Source organism: Chryseobacterium sp. FH2 (assembly GCF_001045455.1).
GTDB lineage: Bacteria > Bacteroidota > Bacteroidia > Flavobacteriales > Weeksellaceae > Chryseobacterium.
In genome coordinates, this window is the sequence record NZ_LFNE01000006.1 from 64585 (window position 1) to 87786 (window position 23202).

General features: G+C 32.5%; 24 protein-coding genes. 16 read left to right on the top strand and 8 right to left on the bottom strand.

Going from position 1 to position 23202, the window contains the following annotated elements; all coding sequences use genetic code 11:
• Positions 1-5: 5 nt before the first annotated feature.
• From ACM39_RS10895 to ACM39_RS10910, 4 genes are all read left to right on the top strand, one after another.
• Positions 6-2636: a hypothetical protein gene (locus tag ACM39_RS10895; protein ID WP_048511076.1), complete on the top strand. Its 2631-nt coding sequence runs from the start codon at positions 6-8 to the stop codon at positions 2634-2636.
• A 105-nt stretch (positions 2637-2741) separates the two neighbouring features.
• Positions 2742-3917, top strand: coding sequence for an aspartate aminotransferase family protein (locus ACM39_RS10900; protein WP_048511225.1), 1176 nt, complete (start codon positions 2742-2744; stop codon positions 3915-3917).
• A gap of 188 nt (positions 3918-4105) precedes the next feature.
• Positions 4106-4492, top strand: coding sequence for an START-like domain-containing protein (locus ACM39_RS10905; RefSeq protein WP_048511077.1), 387 nt, complete (start codon positions 4106-4108; stop codon positions 4490-4492).
• A 78-nt stretch (positions 4493-4570) separates the two neighbouring features.
• Positions 4571-5380 carry an aminotransferase class IV gene (locus tag ACM39_RS10910; protein WP_048511078.1) on the top strand — a complete coding sequence of 270 codons (810 nt, stop codon included), beginning with the start codon at positions 4571-4573 and terminating at the stop codon, positions 5378-5380.
• Positions 5381-5711: 331 nt separating this feature from the next.
• On the opposite strand, the gene ACM39_RS10920 is transcribed toward ACM39_RS10910, so the two are convergent.
• The gene (locus ACM39_RS10920) at positions 5712-6260 is read right to left on the bottom strand and encodes a YqgE/AlgH family protein (protein WP_048511080.1); all 549 of its coding nucleotides are present in this window, start codon (positions 6258-6260) and stop codon (positions 5712-5714) included.
• A 24-nt stretch (positions 6261-6284) separates the two neighbouring features.
• Between ACM39_RS10920 and pdxH the strand changes: the two genes are divergently transcribed.
• A complete protein-coding gene (gene pdxH, locus ACM39_RS10925; protein WP_048511081.1) occupies positions 6285-6926 on the top strand; it encodes a pyridoxamine 5'-phosphate oxidase in 642 nt (213 codons plus the stop codon).
• 70 nt (positions 6927-6996) lie between these two features.
• Here the strand turns inward: pdxH and ACM39_RS10930 are convergent, their stop codons facing one another.
• The gene (locus ACM39_RS10930) at positions 6997-7308 is read right to left on the bottom strand and encodes an HU family DNA-binding protein (RefSeq protein WP_048511082.1); all 312 of its coding nucleotides are present in this window, start codon (positions 7306-7308) and stop codon (positions 6997-6999) included.
• Positions 7309-7707: 399 nt separating this feature from the next.
• Between ACM39_RS10930 and panD the strand changes: the two genes are divergently transcribed.
• Positions 7708-8058, top strand: coding sequence for an aspartate 1-decarboxylase (panD, locus tag ACM39_RS10935; RefSeq protein WP_048511083.1), 351 nt, complete (start codon positions 7708-7710; stop codon positions 8056-8058).
• A 3-nt stretch (positions 8059-8061) separates the two neighbouring features.
• Complete coding sequence (locus tag ACM39_RS10940; protein WP_048511084.1) at positions 8062-9144, top strand: lysylphosphatidylglycerol synthase transmembrane domain-containing protein; 1083 nt, start codon at positions 8062-8064, stop codon at positions 9142-9144.
• Between the two features lie 111 nt (positions 9145-9255).
• On the opposite strand, the gene ACM39_RS10945 is transcribed toward ACM39_RS10940, so the two are convergent.
• The 5 genes from ACM39_RS10945 to ACM39_RS10965 all read right to left on the bottom strand — a co-directional run bounded on the left by ACM39_RS10945 (position 9256) and on the right by ACM39_RS10965 (position 14505).
• Positions 9256-9873 carry a hypothetical protein gene (locus ACM39_RS10945; RefSeq protein ID WP_048511085.1) on the bottom strand — a complete coding sequence of 206 codons (618 nt, stop codon included), beginning with the start codon at positions 9871-9873 and terminating at the stop codon, positions 9256-9258.
• A 314-nt stretch (positions 9874-10187) separates the two neighbouring features.
• Positions 10188-11150 (bottom strand): helix-turn-helix domain-containing GNAT family N-acetyltransferase, encoded by a 963-nt coding sequence (locus ACM39_RS10950; RefSeq protein WP_048511086.1) that lies wholly within the window; start codon positions 11148-11150, stop codon positions 10188-10190.
• Between the two features lie 588 nt (positions 11151-11738).
• The gene (locus tag ACM39_RS10955) at positions 11739-11939 is read right to left on the bottom strand and encodes a YqaE/Pmp3 family membrane protein (RefSeq protein ID WP_048511087.1); all 201 of its coding nucleotides are present in this window, start codon (positions 11937-11939) and stop codon (positions 11739-11741) included.
• A 38-nt stretch (positions 11940-11977) separates the two neighbouring features.
• Positions 11978-12361, bottom strand: coding sequence for a tetratricopeptide repeat protein (locus ACM39_RS10960; RefSeq protein ID WP_048511088.1), 384 nt, complete (start codon positions 12359-12361; stop codon positions 11978-11980).
• A gap of 125 nt (positions 12362-12486) precedes the next feature.
• On the bottom strand, positions 12487-14505 hold the full coding sequence (locus ACM39_RS10965) for a M3 family metallopeptidase (protein ID WP_048511089.1): 2019 nt from the start codon (positions 14503-14505) through the stop codon (positions 12487-12489).
• Between the two features lie 218 nt (positions 14506-14723).
• Between ACM39_RS10965 and ACM39_RS10970 the strand changes: the two genes are divergently transcribed.
• From ACM39_RS10970 to rimM, 5 genes are all read left to right on the top strand, one after another.
• Positions 14724-15257: an SRPBCC family protein gene (locus tag ACM39_RS10970; protein WP_228377103.1), complete on the top strand. Its 534-nt coding sequence runs from the start codon at positions 14724-14726 to the stop codon at positions 15255-15257.
• Between the two features lie 144 nt (positions 15258-15401).
• Complete coding sequence (locus ACM39_RS10975; protein ID WP_048511090.1) at positions 15402-15851, top strand: hypothetical protein; 450 nt, start codon at positions 15402-15404, stop codon at positions 15849-15851.
• Positions 15852-15967: 116 nt separating this feature from the next.
• Positions 15968-16483: a nitroreductase gene (locus ACM39_RS10980; protein ID WP_048511091.1), complete on the top strand. Its 516-nt coding sequence runs from the start codon at positions 15968-15970 to the stop codon at positions 16481-16483.
• A 161-nt stretch (positions 16484-16644) separates the two neighbouring features.
• Positions 16645-17208 carry a 30S ribosomal protein S16 gene (locus ACM39_RS10985; RefSeq protein ID WP_048511092.1) on the top strand — a complete coding sequence of 188 codons (564 nt, stop codon included), beginning with the start codon at positions 16645-16647 and terminating at the stop codon, positions 17206-17208.
• 14 nt (positions 17209-17222) lie between these two features.
• On the top strand, positions 17223-17765 hold the full coding sequence (rimM, locus tag ACM39_RS10990) for a ribosome maturation factor RimM (RefSeq protein ID WP_048511093.1): 543 nt from the start codon (positions 17223-17225) through the stop codon (positions 17763-17765).
• A gap of 30 nt (positions 17766-17795) precedes the next feature.
• Here the strand turns inward: rimM and ACM39_RS10995 are convergent, their stop codons facing one another.
• The gene (locus ACM39_RS10995; RefSeq protein WP_048511094.1) at positions 17796-18722 is read right to left on the bottom strand and encodes a hypothetical protein; all 927 of its coding nucleotides are present in this window, start codon (positions 18720-18722) and stop codon (positions 17796-17798) included.
• Positions 18723-18828: 106 nt separating this feature from the next.
• Here ACM39_RS10995 and ACM39_RS11000 point away from each other — a divergent pair, with 106 nt between their 5' ends.
• The 4 genes from ACM39_RS11000 (at position 18829) to rpoN (ending at position 23184) form a co-directional block, all read left to right on the top strand.
• Positions 18829-19383: a hypothetical protein gene (locus tag ACM39_RS11000; protein WP_131701447.1), complete on the top strand. Its 555-nt coding sequence runs from the start codon at positions 18829-18831 to the stop codon at positions 19381-19383.
• Positions 19380-19979, top strand: a complete 600-nt coding sequence (locus tag ACM39_RS11005; protein WP_048511096.1) for a CDP-alcohol phosphatidyltransferase family protein — start codon at positions 19380-19382, stop codon at positions 19977-19979. The genes ACM39_RS11000 and ACM39_RS11005 overlap by 4 nt, the downstream gene beginning before the upstream one ends.
• A gap of 135 nt (positions 19980-20114) precedes the next feature.
• Positions 20115-21563, top strand: coding sequence for an asparagine--tRNA ligase (gene asnS, locus ACM39_RS11010; protein ID WP_048511227.1), 1449 nt, complete (start codon positions 20115-20117; stop codon positions 21561-21563).
• Positions 21564-21720: 157 nt separating this feature from the next.
• Complete coding sequence (rpoN, locus tag ACM39_RS11015) at positions 21721-23184, top strand: RNA polymerase factor sigma-54 (RefSeq protein ID WP_048511097.1); 1464 nt, start codon at positions 21721-21723, stop codon at positions 23182-23184.
• The last annotated feature ends 18 nt before the right edge of the window (positions 23185-23202 follow it).

The window sequence follows — 23202 nt, forward strand, 5'->3', positions numbered from 1 at the left end:
TGTAGGTGATAAAATATTTTTGTGCTATATTCTCTATTTTTATTTTCCATTTTAGTTTTTCCCAAATAATTACAGGAAGTGTAAAAGAATCAGTATCTAAAAGAAATATATTTGCTAATATCATCATCAAACAAGCAGATAAGCCAGATGATATTAGTGAATATGCTATTGCTAAAAACGGTGATTATACGGTTAGTCTTTCAGGAACTTATAAAAAAATTATCATTGAAGCTAGTGCTTTAAACTATAATACGGTAACACAAACTATCGAAAATCCTCAAAAAAACACTACCTATCATATAGATTTTATATTATCAAAAGAACAGGTAAAAGATATTAAAGAAGTTATTATCACTTCGCCTAAAAAACCTTTTGTAATAGAAAAAGACACTGTTAAATATAATGTTTTAGCATATCGTGACGGTTCCGAAAGAAAAATAGAAGATATTATAAAAAAATTACCCGGCATAGAAGTAAATGAAAAATCAGGTGAAATAAAATATAAGGGTAAATCTGTTGAAACTGTACAATTGGAGGGAGATGATTTGTTTGGTTCAAATTATTCTTTAGGAACAAAAAATATTAACGTTGATATGGTAGAACAAGTTCAAGCGATTGAAAATTATTCTGCCAATCCTTTACTTAAAGGAATAGAAAATGGAGATAAAGTGGCTTTAAATCTGAAATTGAAAAAGGGGAAAATAGATTTTTCGGGAAATTTAGATTATGGGAGCGGGTTTTTCTCGGATAATAGGCAGGTATACAATATAGGAACTAATATTTTAGGGATTTCTAAAAATTACAAATCTTTCGGATCATTATCCTACAATAATGTGGGGGTAAATAATACCCCTTTTGATTATTTTGGATTTAATCTTAGTAATGAGCAAATAAAAGAGGGAAATTTTCTTGCAAAAAAACTTATTCCCGAAACGATATTCACTAGCTCCTTAGATGATAGCCGGGCAAATATTAATAATTCTATTTTTGGGAATTATAATAGCATTTTCAAGTTAGGAAAAAAAATAAGCGTAAAAACAAATCTCTACTATATTCAAGATAAAATATTACAGACACAAGCTTCAGAAAACAATATTCTTACTGAAGAAAATTCTTTTACAACGTCAGATTTATATGAAACGAAAAAGAAACCTGTTTTATATAGGGCAGATATTGAGTCTAAAATAAACACTTCTAAACAGTCACTTTTAGAATACAAAATAAAAGTAAGTCAAGAAAATATAAATACACTTTCTTCTGTATTACAAAATAATTCTACACCTTTTGACACCGAATTGAATTCTGAGTCATTCTTATTGCGCCAGGATTTGACGTACACTCAAAAGATTTCTGAGAAAAAAGCCATTCAAATACAGCTTTTTCAAAGTTATAACAGAACACCAGAAAATTTATCTATTTCACCTTTCTTTCAAATAGATTCGATAACTAATTTTAACAGGCAGTACAGCACATATACAAAAAATATAATCTCTGCTCAAAGTATTTTTTTAGGCAGTACAGCTAAAACAAAGTATGCTTTTTCTTTAGGTGCTGATATAGAGAAGAATCCTTTTATTTCATATTTGAATAATAATTCTGATAACAATTTTTATAACGACTTTCTCTATAATAAAAACAGCTTTTGGTTTAAGGGAGCTTATCATTTACAATATGGTAATTTTAAAATATCGCCATCTTTTAATGTAAGTTTTCTGAATCAGAATTTAAATAGTATTTCAGAGAAGAGCAGTGATCTCCTTATAGAGCCAGAATTAGCTTTAAAATATAAGCTAGGTGAAATTTCCTCATTGTTTTCATCTTTAAGTCTTACTCAAAAATCTTTTTCAGAAGAATATTTTATTATAAAGCCAATTTTTATATCACCTCGAAATGTAATTAGCAGTATACCGTCATTAGAGATAAAAAAAACATTGTCATATAGCTTATATTATTCTGTTAACGACTTCTATCGGCAAATTCAATGTAGATTAGGTTTTCTGTATAATAAAGATAATGGCAGTTATTTTTCTAATTTCAACATTTCGGAAAATTCAACGGTTCTAAATTACTTTTATCTTCCAAGGTCTAATGAAAGCATGACCTTTAGTTTTTTTGCACAAAAATATCTCCCAATTATAGAAAGTACTGTAAGACTATCTTCTGATTTGTCAATCTCAAACTATAAAAACATTGTAAATAATTCTGATTTAAGAAACAACAGATTTCAAAATCTTACATCTGAATTTTTCTTTAAAACAGCTTTTGATATAAAGGTCAATTTTGAAAATCAATTTAAAATTTTTCAAAATGTTTCTAAAAGTGAAGGAGTTGAACAATTCCGAAATAATTCGCTTCAAAATACTTTTAAGATTACATTGAAACCTCGCAGGAAGTGGTTTGTTTTACTTTCGTCGGATTACTATATTCCAAATTTAGATAAGAAAGACAGTTATTTATTTTTAGATGCTGCTATTAGATTTACACCGAATAAGATTTATGAGGTTAACTTTTACGCTAAAAATATTTTGAATAAAAAAATGTTCTCACAAGTCGAAACTACTGATTTTATTACAACAATATTTCAAAGTAATCTTATTCAACGATATTATATGTTGAATATTTCATATATTTTTTAATAATAACCATGTATGAAATTAATGATATGAATTATTATGAGCTAAATAATTCTATAATTTGGCTAATGTTTTTTAGTTTTGCTAAAATTTTTCACGAAAATGGAAATGCAAAAAGATTTTTTTATATATCAGGCGCAGACGACAAAATTTGCGGCAGGTTTTGAAGTTGAAAAAGCGGAAGGAAGCTATATTTATGGCACGGACGGAAGAAAGTATCTGGATTTTGTAGCAGGAGTTTCTGCCAACACGTTAGGGCACTCACATCCGAAAATTGTTAATGCAATCAAAGAACAGGCAGAAAAATATCTTCATGTGATGGTTTATGGTGAATATGCTCAGGAAAAACCTATTGCTTTATGTAAATTATTAGCCGAAGCTACGCCGGATCCTTTAGAAATTACTTATTTGGTTAACAGTGGAGCGGAAGCAATTGATGGAAGCTTAAAACTAGCAAAAAGATACACGGGAAGAGAGGAAATTGTCTCTTTTAAAAACTCTTATCACGGAAATACACACGGAGCATTAAGTGTTTCCGGAAATGAAACTCACAAAAGAGAATTTCGCCCATTGTTACCCATGGTAAGTTTTATTGAATTTAATAATGAAAATGATTTCGATAAAATCACGGAAAAAACAGCCTGCGTTATCCTGGAAACGATTCAGGGGGCCGCGGGGTTTTTAGTTCCTGATGATGATTACTTGATTAAACTTAAAAAAAGATGCGAAGACGTTGGAGCTTTATTGATTCTTGATGAAATTCAACCCGGATTTGGAAGAACCGGAAAATTATTTTCTTTTGAGCATTTTGGGATTGTTCCCGATATTTTGGTGATGGGTAAAGGAATGGGAGGCGGTGTTCCGGTAGGAGCTTTCATGAGCTCAAGAAAAATTATGGAAACACTGGCTCATTCTCCAAAATTAGGCCACATTACCACTTTTGGAGGAAATCCTTTAATTGCAGCCTCCAGCCATGCTACATTAAAAGAAGTATTGGAAAGTGGTTTGATGAATGAAGTAGATGAAAAAGAAAAATTATTCAGAGAATTATTGGTGCATCCGAAAATAAAAAATATTAACGGGAGAGGTTTAATGCTGGCTGTCAACCTGGATTCACCGGAATATACTTTGGACGTTGCGAAAAGATGTATGGAAAAAGGCTTAATTGTTTTCTGGCAGTTATACAGGAATGAATACCTTAGAATTTCACCACCATTGACGCTTTCTCTTGATGAAATTCGAGAAGGATGTCAGATAATTCTGGATGTTTTAAATGAAAAATAAAGTATAAAGCTCTTCAATTTGGAGAGTTTTTTTATGCTTAAATTGGAGTTATTTTGTTAAAATTAATATTAAACGCTTATTTAAAAATCTCTGACAAATATCATGAAGATTATGTAAAAAAGTAAACACAATTTTGTGTAATAAAAAAATTAATTTATATATTGCGGGACGATTAAAACAAAGATTATATGGCGAAACATAAAGTCCATTACGAATTTCCAATGCACTGTTTATCAGAGATTTTGTATGAATATCTGGCAACTGCAGAGGGATTATCTGAATGGTTTGCGGATGAGGTAACAGAGAAAGGCGACGACTTCTTTTTTAGTTGGGGTGGAGGTCCTGCGGAAAGAGCGACTTTGATTAGATATAAGCCTGAAGGTTTCGTACGTTTTAGATGGGAAGAGGATGAAGGAACTAAGCACTTCTTCGAAATGACTATTACAATTGACGATATTACAGAAGATTTAGCATTAAATATTACAGATTTCTGCGAAGAAGGAGATGAGGAGGAAAATGCAATGTATTGGGAGAATCTTATTGAAAACCTTAGAATAAAATTAGGTGCGGCATAATGTCGGCTATACTAAAGTGGTAAAACTGATGAACGATTTATCGTTCATTATTTTTTTATAAATAAATCAAATCAAAAATTGGAAAATCAATATTTCACATCAGAAGGGTTGAATGTTAAGAACAGGGCATTTCTTTTTGGAGATGCGGTAAAGGTTTCTTTCTTTATCAGGGAGGGAGAGCTTATCATGGATGAAGAATGTTATTTTTTCCTGATGGCTTCCATGAGAAAGATGAGGATGAATATTCCGTTAGCTTATACATTGGAATTTTTTCAGTTGCTTTTTCAGAAAGAAATTATCGAAGGGAAAGATATCAAAAACGGAATCATCAATTTCCAGGTTTACAGAAATCAGGATGAATTGACGTTGGCTAAATCATCAATTTCTTATTTTTATGAGGTACAGGAAATGGATGATGTCCTTGCAGTTCACCAAAGACCTTTAGAGTTGGATTTAATTAAGGAAATTAATGTAAATAATAACCTTTTAAGCAATATCCGGGTACATAGCCCGGAAAATATTTACGGGGGGATTTACGCACAGGAAAATGATTTGGATGATGTTATTCTGTTGAATCCAAATAAGAGGATTGCCCGGACAACTTCTGGAAACCTTTTGTTTTTAGAGGGAGGCATAATCAAAGTTCCGAAACAAACCGAAGGTTCATATATTTCACCTTTAATGGAAAACTTTGTAACTTTTTTACATAAAAATAACCTTGCAGATATCCAGGAACACGAGATTATTGCATTTGAATCTCAAAAATCTGAAGAGATATTATTAATTTCAGACGAGAAAGGCATATTTTCTGTAGGTAAAATAAGAAATAAGACTTTTGAAAATTCCCGTTTTCTGGAAATGGTGGAAAGTTGGAAAAAAAGTTTTTAAATTGACAAACCCGGTAAACAACAAGTTCCAGAGTCCTTTACCGGGTTTTATTCTGAATACATCAGAAATTGTATTTTTATTCGCAGAACCTGTCCACGAAAGTATACGCAATTTTATTTTTATCGCTTTTTGTAATTGTTACGGTAAATATAAACAGGCTGTAAAGTTGAAAATGATGTCGGAAAGAATTGTAAAATAAATAATCTAAGCCCTTTCATTTTTTATTGATTTTGGTTTAACAAATAACGTGAATTCTTCCTTAAAAATTGGTTAAGAAAATCTTAAAGTTTGTTAATTTTTTAAATCACTTTCAATTGAATAAGAATGTGATTTAATTCAATGAAATATCTTCAGGAGAATTTGCCCAAAGAAGATATTCACCACCAAGATTTTGCATGATAGATTTCCAGAGCGTCTGATCATTCGGCAGTGTATAATCCAGATTATAGACATCAACTACAGTCCACACTTTTCGTTGAATCTCACTATCGAGCTGCATCGCAGTCCATCCGGAATAACCCGAGAAAATTTTAATGTCTTCAATGCCCAGTTCATTATTAAGGACGGCACTGATAATATTTTCAATGTCTTCAGTTAAGTAAAATTCATTTGTGATTTCAGTGAAGTTTTCCGTCACTTTTTTACCTTTCACAATAAAAAATACTTTGTCATTTTCCACAGGGCCGCCATCATAGACTTCAATTTTAAAATCAAAGAAATTTTTGAACTTACTACTCATCTGGCTGTTTTTCTTATTTAATATTAAACCAAATGCCCCCTGCTCGTTATGCTCAATAATAAGCACTACCGATCTGGAAAAAATATCACCGGAAATGTCTGGTGTGGAAATTAATATTTTACCTTTGTATGAGTAATTCATACTCAAATTTAATAAAAAATATTTATGGAAAACCTGCACGACAAAAGAAAAGTGTATGAGAAATCCCAACTTATTGAAAGTGAGATAAAACAAAATCCTATCGAACAATTCAGAGATTGGTTTCTGGAAGCAAGCGAAAATCCGAATATTTCTGAGGCGAATGCGATGGCAATTTCTACAGTGGAAGACGACGGCTGTCCGCGCACGAGAATGGTTTTACTGAAAGCATATACACATGAGGGTTTTATTTTTTATACTAATTATGACAGTAGAAAAGGAAAAGCCATAGAAAAAAATCACAAAGCCTGTCTGCATTTCTTCTGGCCAAATTTAGAAAGACAGATTATCATTAAAGCAGATTTGGAGTATATTGCTGAAAATTTGAGTGATGGCTATTTTCATTCAAGACCAAAGGGAAGTCAGCTTGGCGCGGTAGTTTCTCCGCAAAGTCAGATAATCCCAAATAGGGGATTTTTAGAGGAAAAATTAAAAGAGCTGGAAAGAGAATATGAAAACTCTGAAATTCCCAGACCGAAAAATTGGGGTGGATATCTTGCGAAACCTTATGAAATTGAATTTTGGCAGGGAAGGCCAAACCGGCTTCATGACAGAATTATCTATACCTTAGAGGGGGTAGACTGGAAAATTTTTCGATTAGCTCCATAAAATATTATAATTGTAAAATAAAAAAACCTCATCAACTGATGAGGTTTGATTTTTTCTATAATCTGAATGATTATTTTTTCTTTTTACCGGCAGCAGGTGCATTAGCAGTAGCAACAGCAGTAGATAAATCAGCACCAGCTTTAAACTTAGCAACAGTTTTAGCTTCAATGTTGATTGGCTTTTTAGTTGCAGGGTTGATACCTTGTCTAGCTGCTCTCTCAGCAACTGAGAAAGTACCGAATCCTACTAGAGAAACTTTACCGTCTTTTTTCTTCAAAGTAGAAGTTACGTTAGAAATGAAAGATTCTAGAGCCGCTTTAGCTGCAACTTTAGTGATACCTGCATCTTTTGCGATCGCGTCGATTAATTCAGACTTGTTCATAATTTTTAATATTAAAGTTAGTTCGTAATTATAGCAAATATAATACTATTTTCTAATTGTGCAATTTTTTTATAAAAATATATATAATTTTTTTACTTTTTAGTGAAAATGGTTAAAATATGATAATTTAAGTTTTCACGTAAAAACTACGTTACGGGCTGCTAAAATCATGCCAAATGCTTATGTGTATTGACTTTAGCAAAAATGGTAAATTATTTCCTGTATTTATTAAATCCTGAATTCTATATAAAGTATTAATAGTTTTCAGGATATGATTGTAGATTTTGTAAGTAAAAATCAAAAAAAATGCTTATAATAAAATTAATGAGCTGTGTATCTGTTAGTTTTAAAATCATTTTAAAAGCCCATTTTATAAATTTTTATTAATAAATTTGCACCATGTTAATAGAAGTTTTTAAGTCTAAGATTCACAGGGTGAGAGTTACGGCTTCTGACCTGAATTATATTGGAAGTATTACAATAGATGAAGACCTTATTGAGGCTGCCGGTTTGGTGGTTGGCGAAAGGGTTTATATTGTGAATGTGAATAACGGTGAGCGCTTTGATACCTATGTTATCAAAGGAAAAAGAAAGTCTGGAGAAGTATGTCTGAACGGGCCTGCTGCGAGAAAAGTACAGAGAGATGATATCATTATTATCATTGCCTATGCACAGATGACTCCTGAAGAAGCACAAAATTTCCAGCCGAAAATCGTTTTCCCTGACGAAAAAACAAACCTTTTGACATAATTCATGGAGAAAAAATCATCAAATCCTATAAAATCAATTCTTACAATAGTAATCTCGCTTGCTTTTGCAGGCTTTTTTTTGTGGTTTGCTCTTAAAGGTCTGGATTTTAATGTAATACAGAAGTCTTTGGCAAGAGCCAATTACTGGTGGGTTTTATTTGCTGCATGTTTTGGGATTTCCGCCTATTGGTTCAGGGCGATTCGTTGGAACCTGATGCTGGAACCAATGGGACATTCTATTTCAAACTCAAATTCACTTTGGTCAATTTCTTTTGGATACCTGATGAATCTTACGATTCCCAGAAGTGGGGAAGTGGCGAGAGCAACGGCTTTGTATGGAGTAGAAAAAGTGCCTGTTGACCAGTCTTTCGGAACAATTATTCTGGAAAGGGTAGTAGATTTGGTTTGTATGCTTGGATTTCTGCTTCTCACGCTGATATTTAAATTCAATGCAATTCTTTCTTTCTATGATTTTGTAGTAAATAAGAAAGATGAAAAAGAGCAATTTGTACCTAATTTTTTTGAGCGTCAGATGATGAAACTGGGTGTAAATGATTTTGATTCATTTTATTTTTATTTTAAAGCGGGCATCTGTTTATTGATAGTATTAGGTTTAGCTCTTTTCTATAAATATAAAAAAGAAATGCTTATTAACTTTGGGAAAGGTATTCTTCAGGGACTGACTTCCATATTTAAATTAAAGCAAAAAGGGAAATTCATTTTTTATACGATCGGGATCTGGGTTTCCTATTATTTTGCGGCCTATCTGGTGTGTTTTGCTTTGCCGGAAACATCCACCTTTACTGTTGCTGACGGTTTCTTTATTATTGTTGTGGGAACTTTAGGGATGATGATTCCAGCGAGTGGGGGAATTGGAGCGTTTAATTTAGCAATGAAATATGGCTTTATGGCGTTATTTCTCTCAGTTGGAAAAAGTGCTGAATTGGGCGGTGAAATGGGGCTTACCTATTCTTTCATCTCTTTACCTCTGCAAATTGTGATTATGCTTATAATGGGACTTATTTCAATTCCTATGTTGGCAAAAGCCAGAAATAATATTGGTTTTGATCAGGAAGTTCAAAAATAAATTTCACAGGCTTTTATTTAAAAATTTAAAAGGCGAATGTTATTTTGATCAATAGTTTCAAAAATTTATAAAATTACATCTTCCGGCTTAAAACCGTTACATTAAATAACATTATTTATCAAGCTTTATAATCGTTCCTTTATAAAATTTTGTTGCGTCGTATAAATCAGAAAAATATTTACTTAAAGCAGGATCGGCTTCAAAGGTTTTTGCATTAAACTGATTTTCAGCAAGAGAATATAGTGTTTTATTATCAGATTTAAGATAATCAGAGAGGATGGTTTCTTCTCTTTTTTCTTTTTGGATTAAGCTTGTGTAAAATATTCCATAAATGAGAAATTGATTAAAACTTTCGGCATTTAAAATGTAATTCAAATTCTTTTGTGAAATTTTTTCGTAGTCTGAAAGTATTTGTTGAAATTTTTTAACATCAGCATTTGCAGGAATTTCATAAAAAAGATCCAAACCATTAATGAAAAGCTGGTTTTTAATTTCTTCATTATTGGGCTGATACTGATTATTAAACCAAGAAAAAAGGCATAATAATTCTTCTTTAGTCAGGCTTTCAATTGAGGATTCCTGCACTTTTTTTTTGATGAGTTCCAGACTGGTTTTTTGATCATCATTCATAAAAGTGAGTGCACTTTGTTCTTCACGGCAAAGCTTATTGTACAAGTTGATTTTGGCAATTACTGGATTGGTTTTTAAGAAATAAAGTTCTTCTGCCATGTCTGTATACGCTTGTTTTTAATTCTTAAACTAAGGTAAAGAAAAATCTATCATTATGGATGAAATTTTTAATGAGTTCTGTCAAGAATAGGATAATTATTTACTTTAAATTAAGTGTTTCATTCAATTATTCTCTATTGTTTTTTATTGCGGGCGTTTATCATACTTATCGCAACTCCTGCATAAGAGAATCCGTAGATCATCCGAGAAATCGCGCGTAATTTTTACTTCTCTTTTCTGCACTTATGAGTTCTGCACCTAAAATTTTAATTAAATCTTGTCTGTCAACACTTTGCGGTATTTTCTCTCGCATTTCATTTGTTTTTTAAGTTAAGTTCCATTTGGATATTGCAGCGTTTGTAAGGCGTAGAATGTCCTGCAACTTTTTCAAAACCAAGCTTATAGTAAAGACTGACAGCAGGTTTTAAAATGGTATTGCTTTCGAGATATAAGGTAGAAGCTCCCAGCTTTTTTGCCTCTTTTACAATGGTCTGACCAAGAAGCCAACCGATACTTTTTCCCTGAACCTTTGGTGAAACTGCCATTTTTGCCATTTCATATTCATAATGGGGATCATTCATTTTTATCAAAGCGCAAACTCCAACCGGCTCATTATTATAAAGTGCAACAAAAATTTTCCCTCCCTTATCGAGAATATATTCTTTTGGGTTGTTTAGTGCTTTATAATCGGCTTCTTCCATTTCGAAATAAGTTGAAATCCATTCTTCGTTTAAAGATTTAAAAGCTTCCTGATATTTTCCGTCATATTCTACGATTTCTACATCTTTGCTTTCACGGTTTTTTTTCTGATCCTGAACTCTTTTAAACAAAGATTTCTTTTCCAGCAAATGTTCCCATTCTCTGATGGCTTCCCAAATGTCATGGCTTGCTTCGTTGAGCATAAGTTCCACTGCGTTGTCAATATCGTTACATTGAGTTTTTATAGTAGCCGAAAGAGCCATTCCTTTTTGGGAAAGTGCTACAATATTTCTGCGTTTGTCCTGGGATTGGATGGTATCGTTAATCAATCCTGCAACCACCATTTCTTTAACAATCTTGGTAACAGAAGGTTGGGAATGACCGATTTCTTCTGCGATTTCCGTGATGGTTTTCTCTCCTTCTTCAGATAATAAAAAGTATACAGGAAACCATTTCGGAACAAACCCTTCTACATTATACATTTCATATATTTTGGCTGCATCTTCAGTCATTTTGGCTGTTAGGGCTCTCATTCTGCTTCCTAAAGCCATTTTTCCGGTTTTCTCAAAAACATTCATTGTTTTATAATTTATTATATAACTAATTATGTAAATATATATAGTTTAAATCTTATGACAAAATCTTTTACGAAATTTATTTTTCGTAATTATAAAAATGTTGCATTCTGATCATCTGAAATGTTTTGAAAGAATTTTGAAACGGATTACATATCACCATAATCACCATTAAACCCGTAAATGATAATAAATTCATCATATTACTTATACCTTTTCTGATTTTTTAAAATCAAATTTTTATATTAAGTCAATCGCTGAACTACATGTACGGATAGCACTGTTGCAGTTTTGACGGCGGATATTATTCAAATTATAAACAGGGTGTCGTTTAGCATTTTTGCTGAGATATTTTGAGCATGAGGAATACCTCCACAACAATCACCTTTCCAATATCCAAGCCTTAAAATAGCAGTATCTCCCTTTTTTTTGCCAACTATTTTGTCGTTGTTTTCAGACCAATTATTTTTTGATATTTCAAAATAAAAGTCAAATTTATCTTTTCGTGCAGTTTGAGATTTGCAGGTGATTGAGAATAATAAAAATGTAAATATGGTAAAAAACTTTATTTCATAAAAGCATTAATTTTGATTACTTTTGACTTTCTTTCACTGCTCGAATCAATTTTTTGTTTCTTTTCTCTGCTCTTTCATTGTTTAAAGATAAAGCCGCCCAAATTGCCGCAGGAAGCCACCCGATTAATGTAATTTGTAAAATCAGGCAAATAATTCCCGTGATAATTTTTCCGCGAAGAATGAAAGATAAAAAGGGGAGTAAAATTGCTATTAACATGGCTGTAGAATTTTAATATTATATTGGGAAATAGTTTTTTAATGAGATTGAGGATCGAAATAAGCTTTAAAAGTGAGGGAATTTTCAGTTTTATCTTCTGCTTCTTCAAGGTATTCTAAATACTCTTCCTGATGTTTTTCCATATAAATCATGACGATTGCCAGATTTATAAAGAGATTCTTATCATCCGACCCAAGGCTCAGAGCTGTTTTTAAATAACGCAAAGCTGTTTCATTTTCTCCCATATCAGAATAAATCGCTCCGATATTGATTAAAGCCGAAGTATTTTCAGGCTCAATAAGAAGAATCTCATCTAATTCTTTGATCAACAGATCGTTTAAAGTATCCCAATGATCTTCATTTTCCCATCTTTTTGCCTGGAGTTTTTTTACATTTTCTAATCTTTGTGTGATAGTATTCATGGGTTGAATTTATTTGAAAAGTTTGGGATAATGATAATCTGCCAGCTCGGAGTAACAGTCAACCAATCCAAATTTCCATTAGGTTTTATGATAGAGCAGTTGATATTTTTAGAATTTTTTTTATTTTACCCAAACGCTCTCTTCAACAAACTCTCCACTTTCGGTTCACTACCTCTGAAATTCTTATACAATTCCATCGGATCTGTTGTTCCTCCTGAAGAAAGAAGGATTTTATATTTTGCAGCAATTTCAGGATTGAAAATTCCGTTTTCTTTAAAATATTGGAAAGCATCAGCATCCAGAACTTCCGCCCATTTGTAAGAATAATATCCCGCAGAATATCCACCCTGAAAAATATGGGAAAAACTTGGACTCATTGCTGTTTCAGGATTTACCGGATATAGTTGAGTCGCTTTAGTATAAGAATCCTCAAACTCCTTTACGCTCTTATTCTCCAACTCTCCAACTCTCGTATGGTAATTCATATCCAACAATCCGAAACCTAGTTGTCTCAACGTCTGATAACCTTCCATAAAGTTTTTAGACTGAGCTATTTTCTCAATTTTTTCGTTCGGAAGAACTTCTCCTGTTTTATAATGTCTGGCGAAAGTTTTTAGGAATTCCGGTTCATAACAGAAATTTTCCAAAAACTGGGAAGGTAATTCCACAAAATCCCATTTCACAGAAGTTCCTGAAAGAGTAGGGTATTGTGTGTTCGCCAGCATTCCGTGAAGAGCGTGGCCAAATTCGTGGAACAAAGTTGTCACTTCCTGAAACGTTAATAAACTCGGTGTATCTTTTGTCGGTTTGCTGAAATTGCAAACAATAGAAATATGCGGACGGGAATTTTCGCCATCTTTTTTATACTGATTTTTGTAGCTCGTCATCCAGGCTCCGGCTCTTTTGCCTTTTCTCGGAAAATAATCAACATAAAGTAAAGATTTATACTCACCGTTTTCTTTAACTTCATAAACTTTTACGTCTTCATGATATTTCGGAATGTCATCTCTTTCTTCAAAAGTCAATCCGAATAATGTATCTGCTAATCCGAAAACAGCATCCTGGACCTGACTCAAAGGGAAGTAAGGTTTTAATTCTTCATCATTTAAATCATATTTTGCTTTACGAAGTTTTTCTGCATAAAATGCGTGGTCATAACCCTGTATTTCATCTATTCCGTCGGCTTTTGCCAAAGATTTCAATTCTTCGATTTCTTTTTCTGCATAAGGTTTTGCTTTAGTTAAAAGTTCATTCAAAAAGTCAATAACCTTTGTTGGAGATTTTGCCATTCTTTCCTCCAAAACATAGTCTGCATAATCTTTATAACCTAATAGTTCCGCTTTTTGTTGTTTTAAAGTAAGAAGTTCTTTGATCAAATTCTGATTGTCAAATTCACCACCATCAAAAGATTTTTTACCGTTTGCCAATGCAAGCTCTCTTCTTAATTCCCGATTTTCAGCATACGTCATGAACGGAATGTAGCTTGGATATTGCAATGTCACAACCCAGCCTTCCAGGTTTCTTTCTTTCGCTTCTTCGGCATATTGTTCCAAAATAGCATCAGGAATTCCTGCCAAATCTTCTTTATTGGTGATGTGTTTAAAATAATTATTCGTTGAAGCCAATACATTTTGCCCGAACTGAAGTGACTTTAAAGATAAATCCATGCTGATTTTCTTTAGTTTTTCCTTGTCTTCTTCATTCAATAAAGCGCCGCTTCTCACAAAACCTTTATATGTTTCATTCAGAAGCATTTGTTGCTCTTCATTCAGATTATATTTCTCTTTTTCATCATATACTTTTTTGATTTTGTTGAAAAGAGCTTCGTTTTGAGAAATTTTTGAAGAATATTCCGTCAAAATCGGGGAAACTTCCTGAGCAAGTTGTTGTAGTTCGTCGCTTGTTTCTGCCGAATTTAAGTTGAAAAATATATTAGAAACCACATCAAGTTGCTCTCCTGAGTATGCCAGTGCCTCAATCACATTTTCGAAAGTCGGTTCTTCCGGATTGTTGACGATGGCATCTATTTCTTCTTCAGATTTTTGAATTAATTCCTTAAAAGCAGGAAGGTAATCTTCATTTTTAATATTGTTAAATGGTGCAGAATGATATGGTGTATTAAATTTTTCAGTTAAAATATTCATATTCTAATTTTTAATTAATGTAAATTTAATGATTCTGATGAACCGACAGCGAAAATGCTCAAAAATAATGCCTGAATGAGAAGCTGTGACAAAAATGCTTTATCTTTAATATCTTGTCATATGCAAAGTTGAAATGTGGAGGGAATGACTAATTTTGACAACAAGTTTTACACTTATAATGTATAATGTTAAAAATTAAAACTCTAAATATTTAAACTATGAAAACAATTTTGAAGATTCTTGGCGTAATTATTCTCTTAATTATTGCTTACGTTGTGATTGCAATGCTGGTTTTCGGTAAAGATTATCATTATGAAAAATCAATGGTAATCAATGCTCCTAAAGAAAAAGTTTGGCAGCAGATAAGCTCAATGAAAGCTTTTAACCAATGGAACCCCTGGATGAAACTAGATAAAACGATGAAAATTACCTATACCGGAAATTCAGGAGAAGTAGGTGATAAATATTGTTGGGATAGCAAAAATAATGATGCAGGAGCTGGCTGTCAGGAAATTAAAGAATTAATTTTAAATGAAAAGCAAAAAACAGAAATGATCTTTATAAAACCTTTTGAAGGACAGGCAACTTCTGAAATCGTTTTGTCTCCTGAAGGAAATTCTACAAAAGTAACCTGGACTATGGATACCGAGCAAGATGCTATGATGAAAATAATGAGGCCAATGATGGATTTCCAAATGGGAAAATCGTACGAAGAAGGTCTTAATAATCTGAAAACACTGGTTGAAAAATAAAATAAAAGCCTTGTAAATTTTACAGGGCTTTTTTATTAAAGTCCTTTTTACCTGTTTCATTAAAAAGCATTTTGGACAATTATTTTATATTGAGTCGGATGAAAATTATTTAAAAAATATTATCTTTATGTAAAGATTCGATTTATGGAGAAGATTGTATTTGAAAAAAATGGGATAAGAAATTATGTAAAAGCAGTGATCGCAGAAAAGATCAGGAAGCTGAAAAATTTTATCGAATTTACACTGGAAGCAAGCCGTGACATCAAAAAAACTCCCAAATATGATAGCATGAGAGAAGAAATGCAGGAGGAAATTTATCAGATGCAGAGACAACTTGCCGCACTGAATGATTTGAATAAAAATATGGCAAAAGTTTTAAATAACTCAACCGAAAGAATTCAGCTGGGCTCTTTGGTAATCACTAATAAAGCCCGTTTTTACATTTCTGTTTCTTTGGGTGAGTTCTTTTATGAAGGCGACAGATTTTATGCTATTTCCCCTGAAAGCCCTATGGCTAAAAAGATGATAGGTATGAAAGCGGGTGATGATTTTACATTGAATAAAATTCATCAGGAAATTGTGGAAGTATTATAATTATTGAATGATGAGTTGTTCCTTTCAGTTTTTAAGGAAGGAGGATTCTAAATTTTTAATATCAAAAAACTATCATTAGAAAGAATTAAACATCAACTTTTTCGTAATTTCGCTTAATGAATAAAGCAGACGTTTTAAAAGAAATCATAGAGCAAAGAAGAAGTATCTTTCCAAAAGATTACAGTGAAAAAGAGATTCCTCAGGAAATTATCGGTGAAATTCTGAATTCAGCGACATTTGCTCCCAATCATAAACGTACTAAGCCTTGGCGTTTCAAAATATTCAAAGGTGAAGAAAAAGCACAATTAGCTTCAGAAATGCAGGCTATCTACAAAGCTTCACAACCCGAACTTTTTCTGGAAAAAAAATATAATGATATTGGTTTTAAAATCAATAAAGCGGATGCTGTGGTATCTATTGTCGTTAATTTCAGTGGAATGGTTCCGGAATGGGAAGAAATTGCCGCAGTTTCGATGGCTGTACAGAATATGTATCTTACCTGTACTGCAAACGGGATTGGTTGCTATTGGAGTTCTCCGAAAATTGTTGACCATCTGAAAGATTCCTTGACAATCGAAGAAAACCAAAAATGTCTTGGCCTTTTCTATATGGGAGAAGTTAAATCAATATAAGAATCTAAATTTATTGATTGAGCAATAAAATTGGGAGTAAAGATTATCAATTATCAGACTGATAAATTGTTATATTTATTTAGTTGTCAGATTAGATTTTTTGTTTATCTTTGCACTCTTAAATATTTAACTGGGACGAGTTCCCGTAAAATTCAAACATTATGTCAGTAAAAATCAGATTACAAAGACACGGTAAAAAAGGAAAACCTTTTTTCCACATCGTGGTTGCAGATTCTAGATCAAGAAGAGATGGTAGATTCATCGAGAAACTAGGAACTTACAACCCAATTACTAATCCTGCTACTATCGATTTGAACGTTGATTCTGCTGTAAAGTGGTTAAACAACGGTGCTCAGCCAACTGATACTGCAAGAGCTATCCTTTCTTACAAAGGTGCACTTTACAAAAAACACTTACAAGGTGGTGTTGCTAAAGGAGCTTTTGATGAGGCTGAAGCTGAAAAAAGATTCAATGCATGGGTAGAGGCTAAAGATTCAAAAGTACAAGGTAAAGTAGAAGGTTTATCTAAAGCTCAAGCTGACGCTAAGAAAGCTGCTTTAGAAGCTGAAGCTAAAGTAAATGAAGCTAGAGTTGCTGCTGCTGCACAAGCTGACGCAGATGCTAAAGCTGCTGAAGAAGCTGCTAACGCACCTGCTGAGGAAGTTGCTGAAGCTACAGAAGGTGAAGCTCCTGCTGCTGAAACTGAAGAAAACACTGAGGCTTAATAAAACAAATCTGTATGCGTAAAGAAGATTGCTATTTATTAGGAAAAATCACACGCAGACATGGCCTTGCGGGAAATGTTATCCTTAAATTGGATACAGATCAACCCGAGCTTTATAATAAACTGGAATCAATATTCGTTGAAATCAACGGGTTATTGGTTCCTTTTTTTATTGCAAAATCATCTTGGAGCAAATTAGATGCTCTGAACATTGCTTTTAAAAACTCTTCGGAGGCATTAGTAGATCAATCTTTAGGTAAAAATGTATATTTACCGCTTGCTACTTTACCGAAATTATCTGGAAAACAATTCTATTATCACGAAATCATAGGGTATAATATTTTTGATGAAAATGATAATGACTGCGGCGTTATAAGATCGGTAAACGATCAGACGGCCCAGGTTTATTTTATTACTAATCTTGACGGAAAAGAGGTTGTTATTCCCATGATCAAAGACTGGATTATTGAAGTAGACAGAGAAGAAAGAGTTATCAAAATGCAACTTCCGGAAGGCCTTATTGATGTCTTTTTAGTTCCTTCTAAAAAAGACGAATAATAAAGGCTAAAATTTGTTTTTTTGTTTTTTTTAAAGCGTTTCCTTTACATTTTCAATCTGTTTGTACATTTTATTAAAGAAAATTTTTCTTTCTCGGTTTCCTGATGTGTTCAATGATTTTGAATTCTTAATTTGATGTTCAAAATAGCTCAGAGAATCCTGACAAGTCATCTCATCATTTGTCATCATATATCCAAACATACTGAAAGGGATAAAAAATGAATTTTGGTATTCATTTTTAAATAAAATACTATTATTTAAAATGACCAAATCATTTACAAATATCTGGAAATTAGGCTTTTCCAAAGTTTTATTTTCTAAATCTTTTAATAATTCCTTTAAGTTTTCCAAAATTAAATCAGCATCATTTCTTTTTAATAATCCTATTTCAAAGTAAAAATTTATTTGTCTTAAAGCACTTAAAATTGTGGTATCATTCCAGATTTCCGTAACGTTTTGTTTTTCATATAATTGAACAAGCATATCATTCTTCGGAGAGTGATATGCTAAATTAAATTCATGAAACGGGCTTAAAAATTTATCCTGGTTCAATAAATTCATCCAGACATAAAATTTGAAGCGTGACAAAATAGAATCTGAAATGGTATAAAAGAATGGAATATCCTTAGCTGAATAAAATACTTGAGAATGAGTAATATCCTGAAAAACATTTAAAATTTTCAATGAACTTTCAAAATAGCTCAAAAGATCTTTTGTTGTTCTTACGGGTTGTGTCCTTTTTACGACCAATTGATTTTCTGTTCCTAAAAATTGGTCTAAGGAAATTTGATAGTATTTTGCCAGCTCCAATGCTTCTTCAAAACTGAATTTTGCTTTTAGAGAGGTTCTTCTGTGAGCGGCATCATAGCTGATATTGAGAATATTGGCAATCTCATCATTTAATGATTTAACACCGATTTTTCTGCGGATTTCTTTAAGCAAAGCTTCCTGATACATGTTTTGTGATTTTCACAAATGTACTCATTTATTTTAATTTTTTTTCGCATTCACTTTTGTGTTTTTTGCAAATAATTTTGAATCATAAATTTTAAAATAATGAATTATGAGAAAAATATTTTTTTGCCTATGTTGTATTTTAACGATGATTAATTGTGCTGGTTTTAGAAATGTTAAAAACAATAATGAAGGATTAAACATAAATAATTTAGGATCTATAGACGGAAATTACGATAATTATCCTATTGAGGGCCAGTCGGTTTACATTAATAGTCTTGCTGATGTTTTTGACAGAAATACGAATATGTTCGTTTTTAAGAGTAAGTATGATATAAGAGCTGTAAATCTGAAGCTGAAAATTATTAATGAAAAAAAACTAAATGTAAAAATTTATAAAAAAGAAAAATTATTATTTGATAAAGATTTGAGCGTAAAACTTAAAAATGACGGTTTTTTATATTTAAAAGAGAAAAGGTTTATGATAGAAGCAATTCCCTTAGTTTTTGGCGGATGGAATTTTCAGAAATCTCGTTTTACTGTTGATAAAGATAATAATCTTCATGTTCAAACCAACTACTTTTTCTGTAATGGAATGTTTTTAATAATGAATGATTGGAAAACATTTCATTATAATTTAATATTTAAAAGATTGCAACCATGAAAGCTATACCATATTTATTAGTCGCCACGAGGTTTATTTTTGCGCCGATTATTCTTTCTTTAGCTTATTTCAAAGGTGAAGAATCACGGTTTTTAATTCTGATATTGATGTATATAGGATTATTCACAGATATTTTTGATGGAATTATTGCTCGAAAGGCTGGAGGTTCCTCAGAAAAATTAAGAAGATTAGACAGTCAGACGGATTTGGTTTTCTGGCTTTCATTAGGTTTTGCTTCTTACCTTTTAAACCCTGAGTTAATAAAAGATGAATGGGAAGGAATTCTTTTAATTTTCGTAATGGAAGCACTTTGCTATATTGTCAGTATTTGGAAATTTGGTAAAGAAACCTGTACGCATGCTTTTCTGGCGAAAATGTGGGGGCTAAGTTTACTGATTGCTTTTACGTATCTGATAGGATTTCAGGAAGCAGGCTGGGCATTTTATCTTGCTGTGGGATTAGGGTTTATTTCTCACATCGATGTTATCCTGATTGTTTTACTTCTTCCAAAATGGCAATTTGATGTCCCAAGCTGTTATCATGCATGGAAAATAAGAAACGGAAAACGTCATAAAAAATCAATATTCTTTAATTAAATGATATTTTAAGCATAGTTTTTAGTTAAATAATTGATAAATGATTTTGTAAAAAGGCAGCGTAATCATCAAATTGCGCTGTTTTTTTGTAACTTTGCAGACATTAATTTTTATACGAAAATTTATAATCAACAAATGAAAAAGCAGACAATTAAGGAAATCCTACAGGATTACAAGAAAGTATTACATCATGATATTACGGTTTACGGTTGGGTAAGAACATTCCGTGCAAATCGCTTTATAGCACTAAATGATGGTTCTACGATTAATAATTTGCAGATAGTTGTTGATTTCGAAAATTTCGACGAAGAAATTATTAGTAAAATCAGTACGGCAGCATCTTTAAAGATTGTTGGTGAAGTTGTAGAAAGCCAGGGAGCGGGACAAAGTGTTGAAATTGTAGCTAAAAAAATTACAATTCTAGGAGATAACTTTACAGAAGAAAGGGATAAAACAATTCTTCAGCCTAAAAAACACTCATTGGAAACTCTGAGAGACCAGGCACATTTGAGATTCAGGACCAATTTATTTGGAGCTGTTTTCAGAGTACGTCATGCGGTGAGTTTTGCAGTACATTCTTTCTTTAACCAAAATCAGTTCTTTTATATCAACACACCGGTAATCACGGGAGCTGATGCAGAAGGAGCGGGAGAAATGTTTGGCGTGACAAATTTTGATCTGAACAATATTCCAAGAGATGAGCAGGGAGATATTGATTTTGCACAGGATTTCTTTGGTAAAAAGACAAATTTAACGGTTTCCGGACAGCTTGAAGGTGAGACTGCAGCAATGGGGTTGGGAAGAATATATACTTTCGGACCTACTTTCCGTGCCGAAAACTCAAATACAACACGTCACTTGGCGGAATTCTGGATGATAGAACCGGAAGTTGCTTTCAATAATCTTGAAGACAACATCGATTTGGCAGAAGATTTCCTGAAATATGTAATTCAGTATGTTTTGGATAACTGTAAAGATGATTTGGACTTCTTAGATAAACGTTTTGCGGAAGAACAGAAAGGAAAAGCTGAAAAAGACAGAGCAAAAGAAGGACTTATCGAAAAGCTTCAGAATGTTATTGCTAAACGTTTTAAGCGTGTAAGCTATACAGAAGCAATTGAGATCTTAATGAACTCAAAAGAAAATAAAAAAGGAAAATTCCAGTATCCGGTTGAAAGCTGGGGAACTGATCTTCAGTCTGAACATGAAAGATATTTGGTTGAAAAGCATTTTGAAAGCCCGGTAGTTTTATTTGATTATCCGAAGGAAATCAAAGCATTCTATATGAAACTGAATGACGATGACAAAACTGTTGCTGCCATGGATGTGCTTTTCCCGGGAATCGGAGAAATCATCGGAGGTTCTGAAAGAGAAGCAAGATTGGATGTTTTAAAACAAAAAATGGCAGACATGCATGTTGATGAGCATGAACTTTGGTGGTATCTTGATACGAGAAAGTTTGGTTCTGTACCACATGCAGGATTTGGATTAGGATTGGAGAGGCTGGTGCTTTTCGTAACAGGAATGACCAATATCAGAGATGTGATTCCTTTCCCGAGAACACCGAAAAATGCAGAGTTTTAGACAATAAAAAAGCCTTAAAGTAATATTTAAGGCTTTTTGTTTATTTAAATAGTTTATTATGTACCACAAGTACTGCAAAAATCGTGCTAAAAGCTGTTTTGTATCAAAAAAATCATTAAATTCGTAGAATATGTTATGTTAAAACACAAAAAGGAATATGCTTAAACAACATTTACAACTCAAATTAGGACAGAAGTTGGCTCCCCAGCAAATTCAATTGATGAAGCTAATCCAGCTTCACACTTTGGAATTTGAAGAGGAATTGGAAAGAGAGTTAGAAGAAAATCCTGCTTTGGAAATCGCTAAAGAAGAATCTAAGGAGGATGATTATTCTTCTTTGGAAGATTCTTATGAAAATGAAGGCACAGAAAGCATTGAGACTGATTTTGATGTAAACGAGTATCTTTACGACGACGAACCTACCTATAAAACCGCATCCAGCAACTATTCTCCGGATGATGAAGAATTTGACAATGAAAGCCTGCTGACGGAAGGACAGTCTCTTTATGATTATCTTTTGGAGCAGATTCACCTTGTGAATATCAATCCGGAAGACGTGAAAATCGCAGAATATATCATTGGAAATCTTGATACAGACGGATATTTAAGAAGAGAAATCAAGTCTATTGTTGATGATTTGGCGTTTTCTCAGGGAATTTATACTACAAAAGAAAAAGTAGATGATATTCTGGAAAACTATATTCAGAAACTTGATCCACCCGGAGTAGGGGCAAGAGGGCTTCAGGAATGTCTTCTTTTACAGATTGAAAAAAAGGTCAGTTCTGATAAAGCAGTTTCGTTGGCTGCCAATATTCTGAGACATCAGTTTGATGCCTTGACGAATAAGCATTACAACAAAATCATTCAGAAATATGATATTGAAGAAGAAGATCTTAAAGATGCTTTAGATGAAATATCGAAACTATCTCCAAAAGTAGGCGGAAATTTTGATACACAGACGATTACAATTAATCAGGAAATTATTCCTGATTTTGTGATTCAGGTAAAAGACGGGATGGTAATTCCTATGCTTAACAGCAAAAATGCACCTACTTTAAGAGTTTCAGAAGAATACAAAGATATTCTGACAACTTATTCTCACGATAAAAATTCGTCTGAGCATAAACAGGCTGCTTTATTTATTAAACAAAAGCTTGATGCTGCAAAATGGTATATAGATGCTATTAATCAGCGCCAGAATACTTTATTGCAAACGATTACGGCTATTGTAAAATTTCAGAAAGATTATTTTATTACAGGAGATGAAAAATCCCTGCGGCCAATGATTTTGAAAGATATTGCAGATATTACAGGTTTTGATATTTCTACTATTTCTAGGGTGGTAAAAAGTAAATATGCCGATACTTCAAACGGTATCATATATCTTAAAGATTTATTCTCTGACAGTCTTACAAATGATGATGGAGAGGAAGTTTCTACAAAAGAAATTAAAAATCATCTTCAGGAAGTTATCAGTAAAGAAAATAAGAGAAAACCACTTACAGATGATGCTTTGGTAGTGATCCTGAAAGAGCAAGGATATAATATTGCAAGGAGAACAATTGCCAAATATAGAGAACAGCTTAATATTCCTGTAGCGAGATTAAGAAAAGAACTTTAAAATAAAAAAGCATTTCAC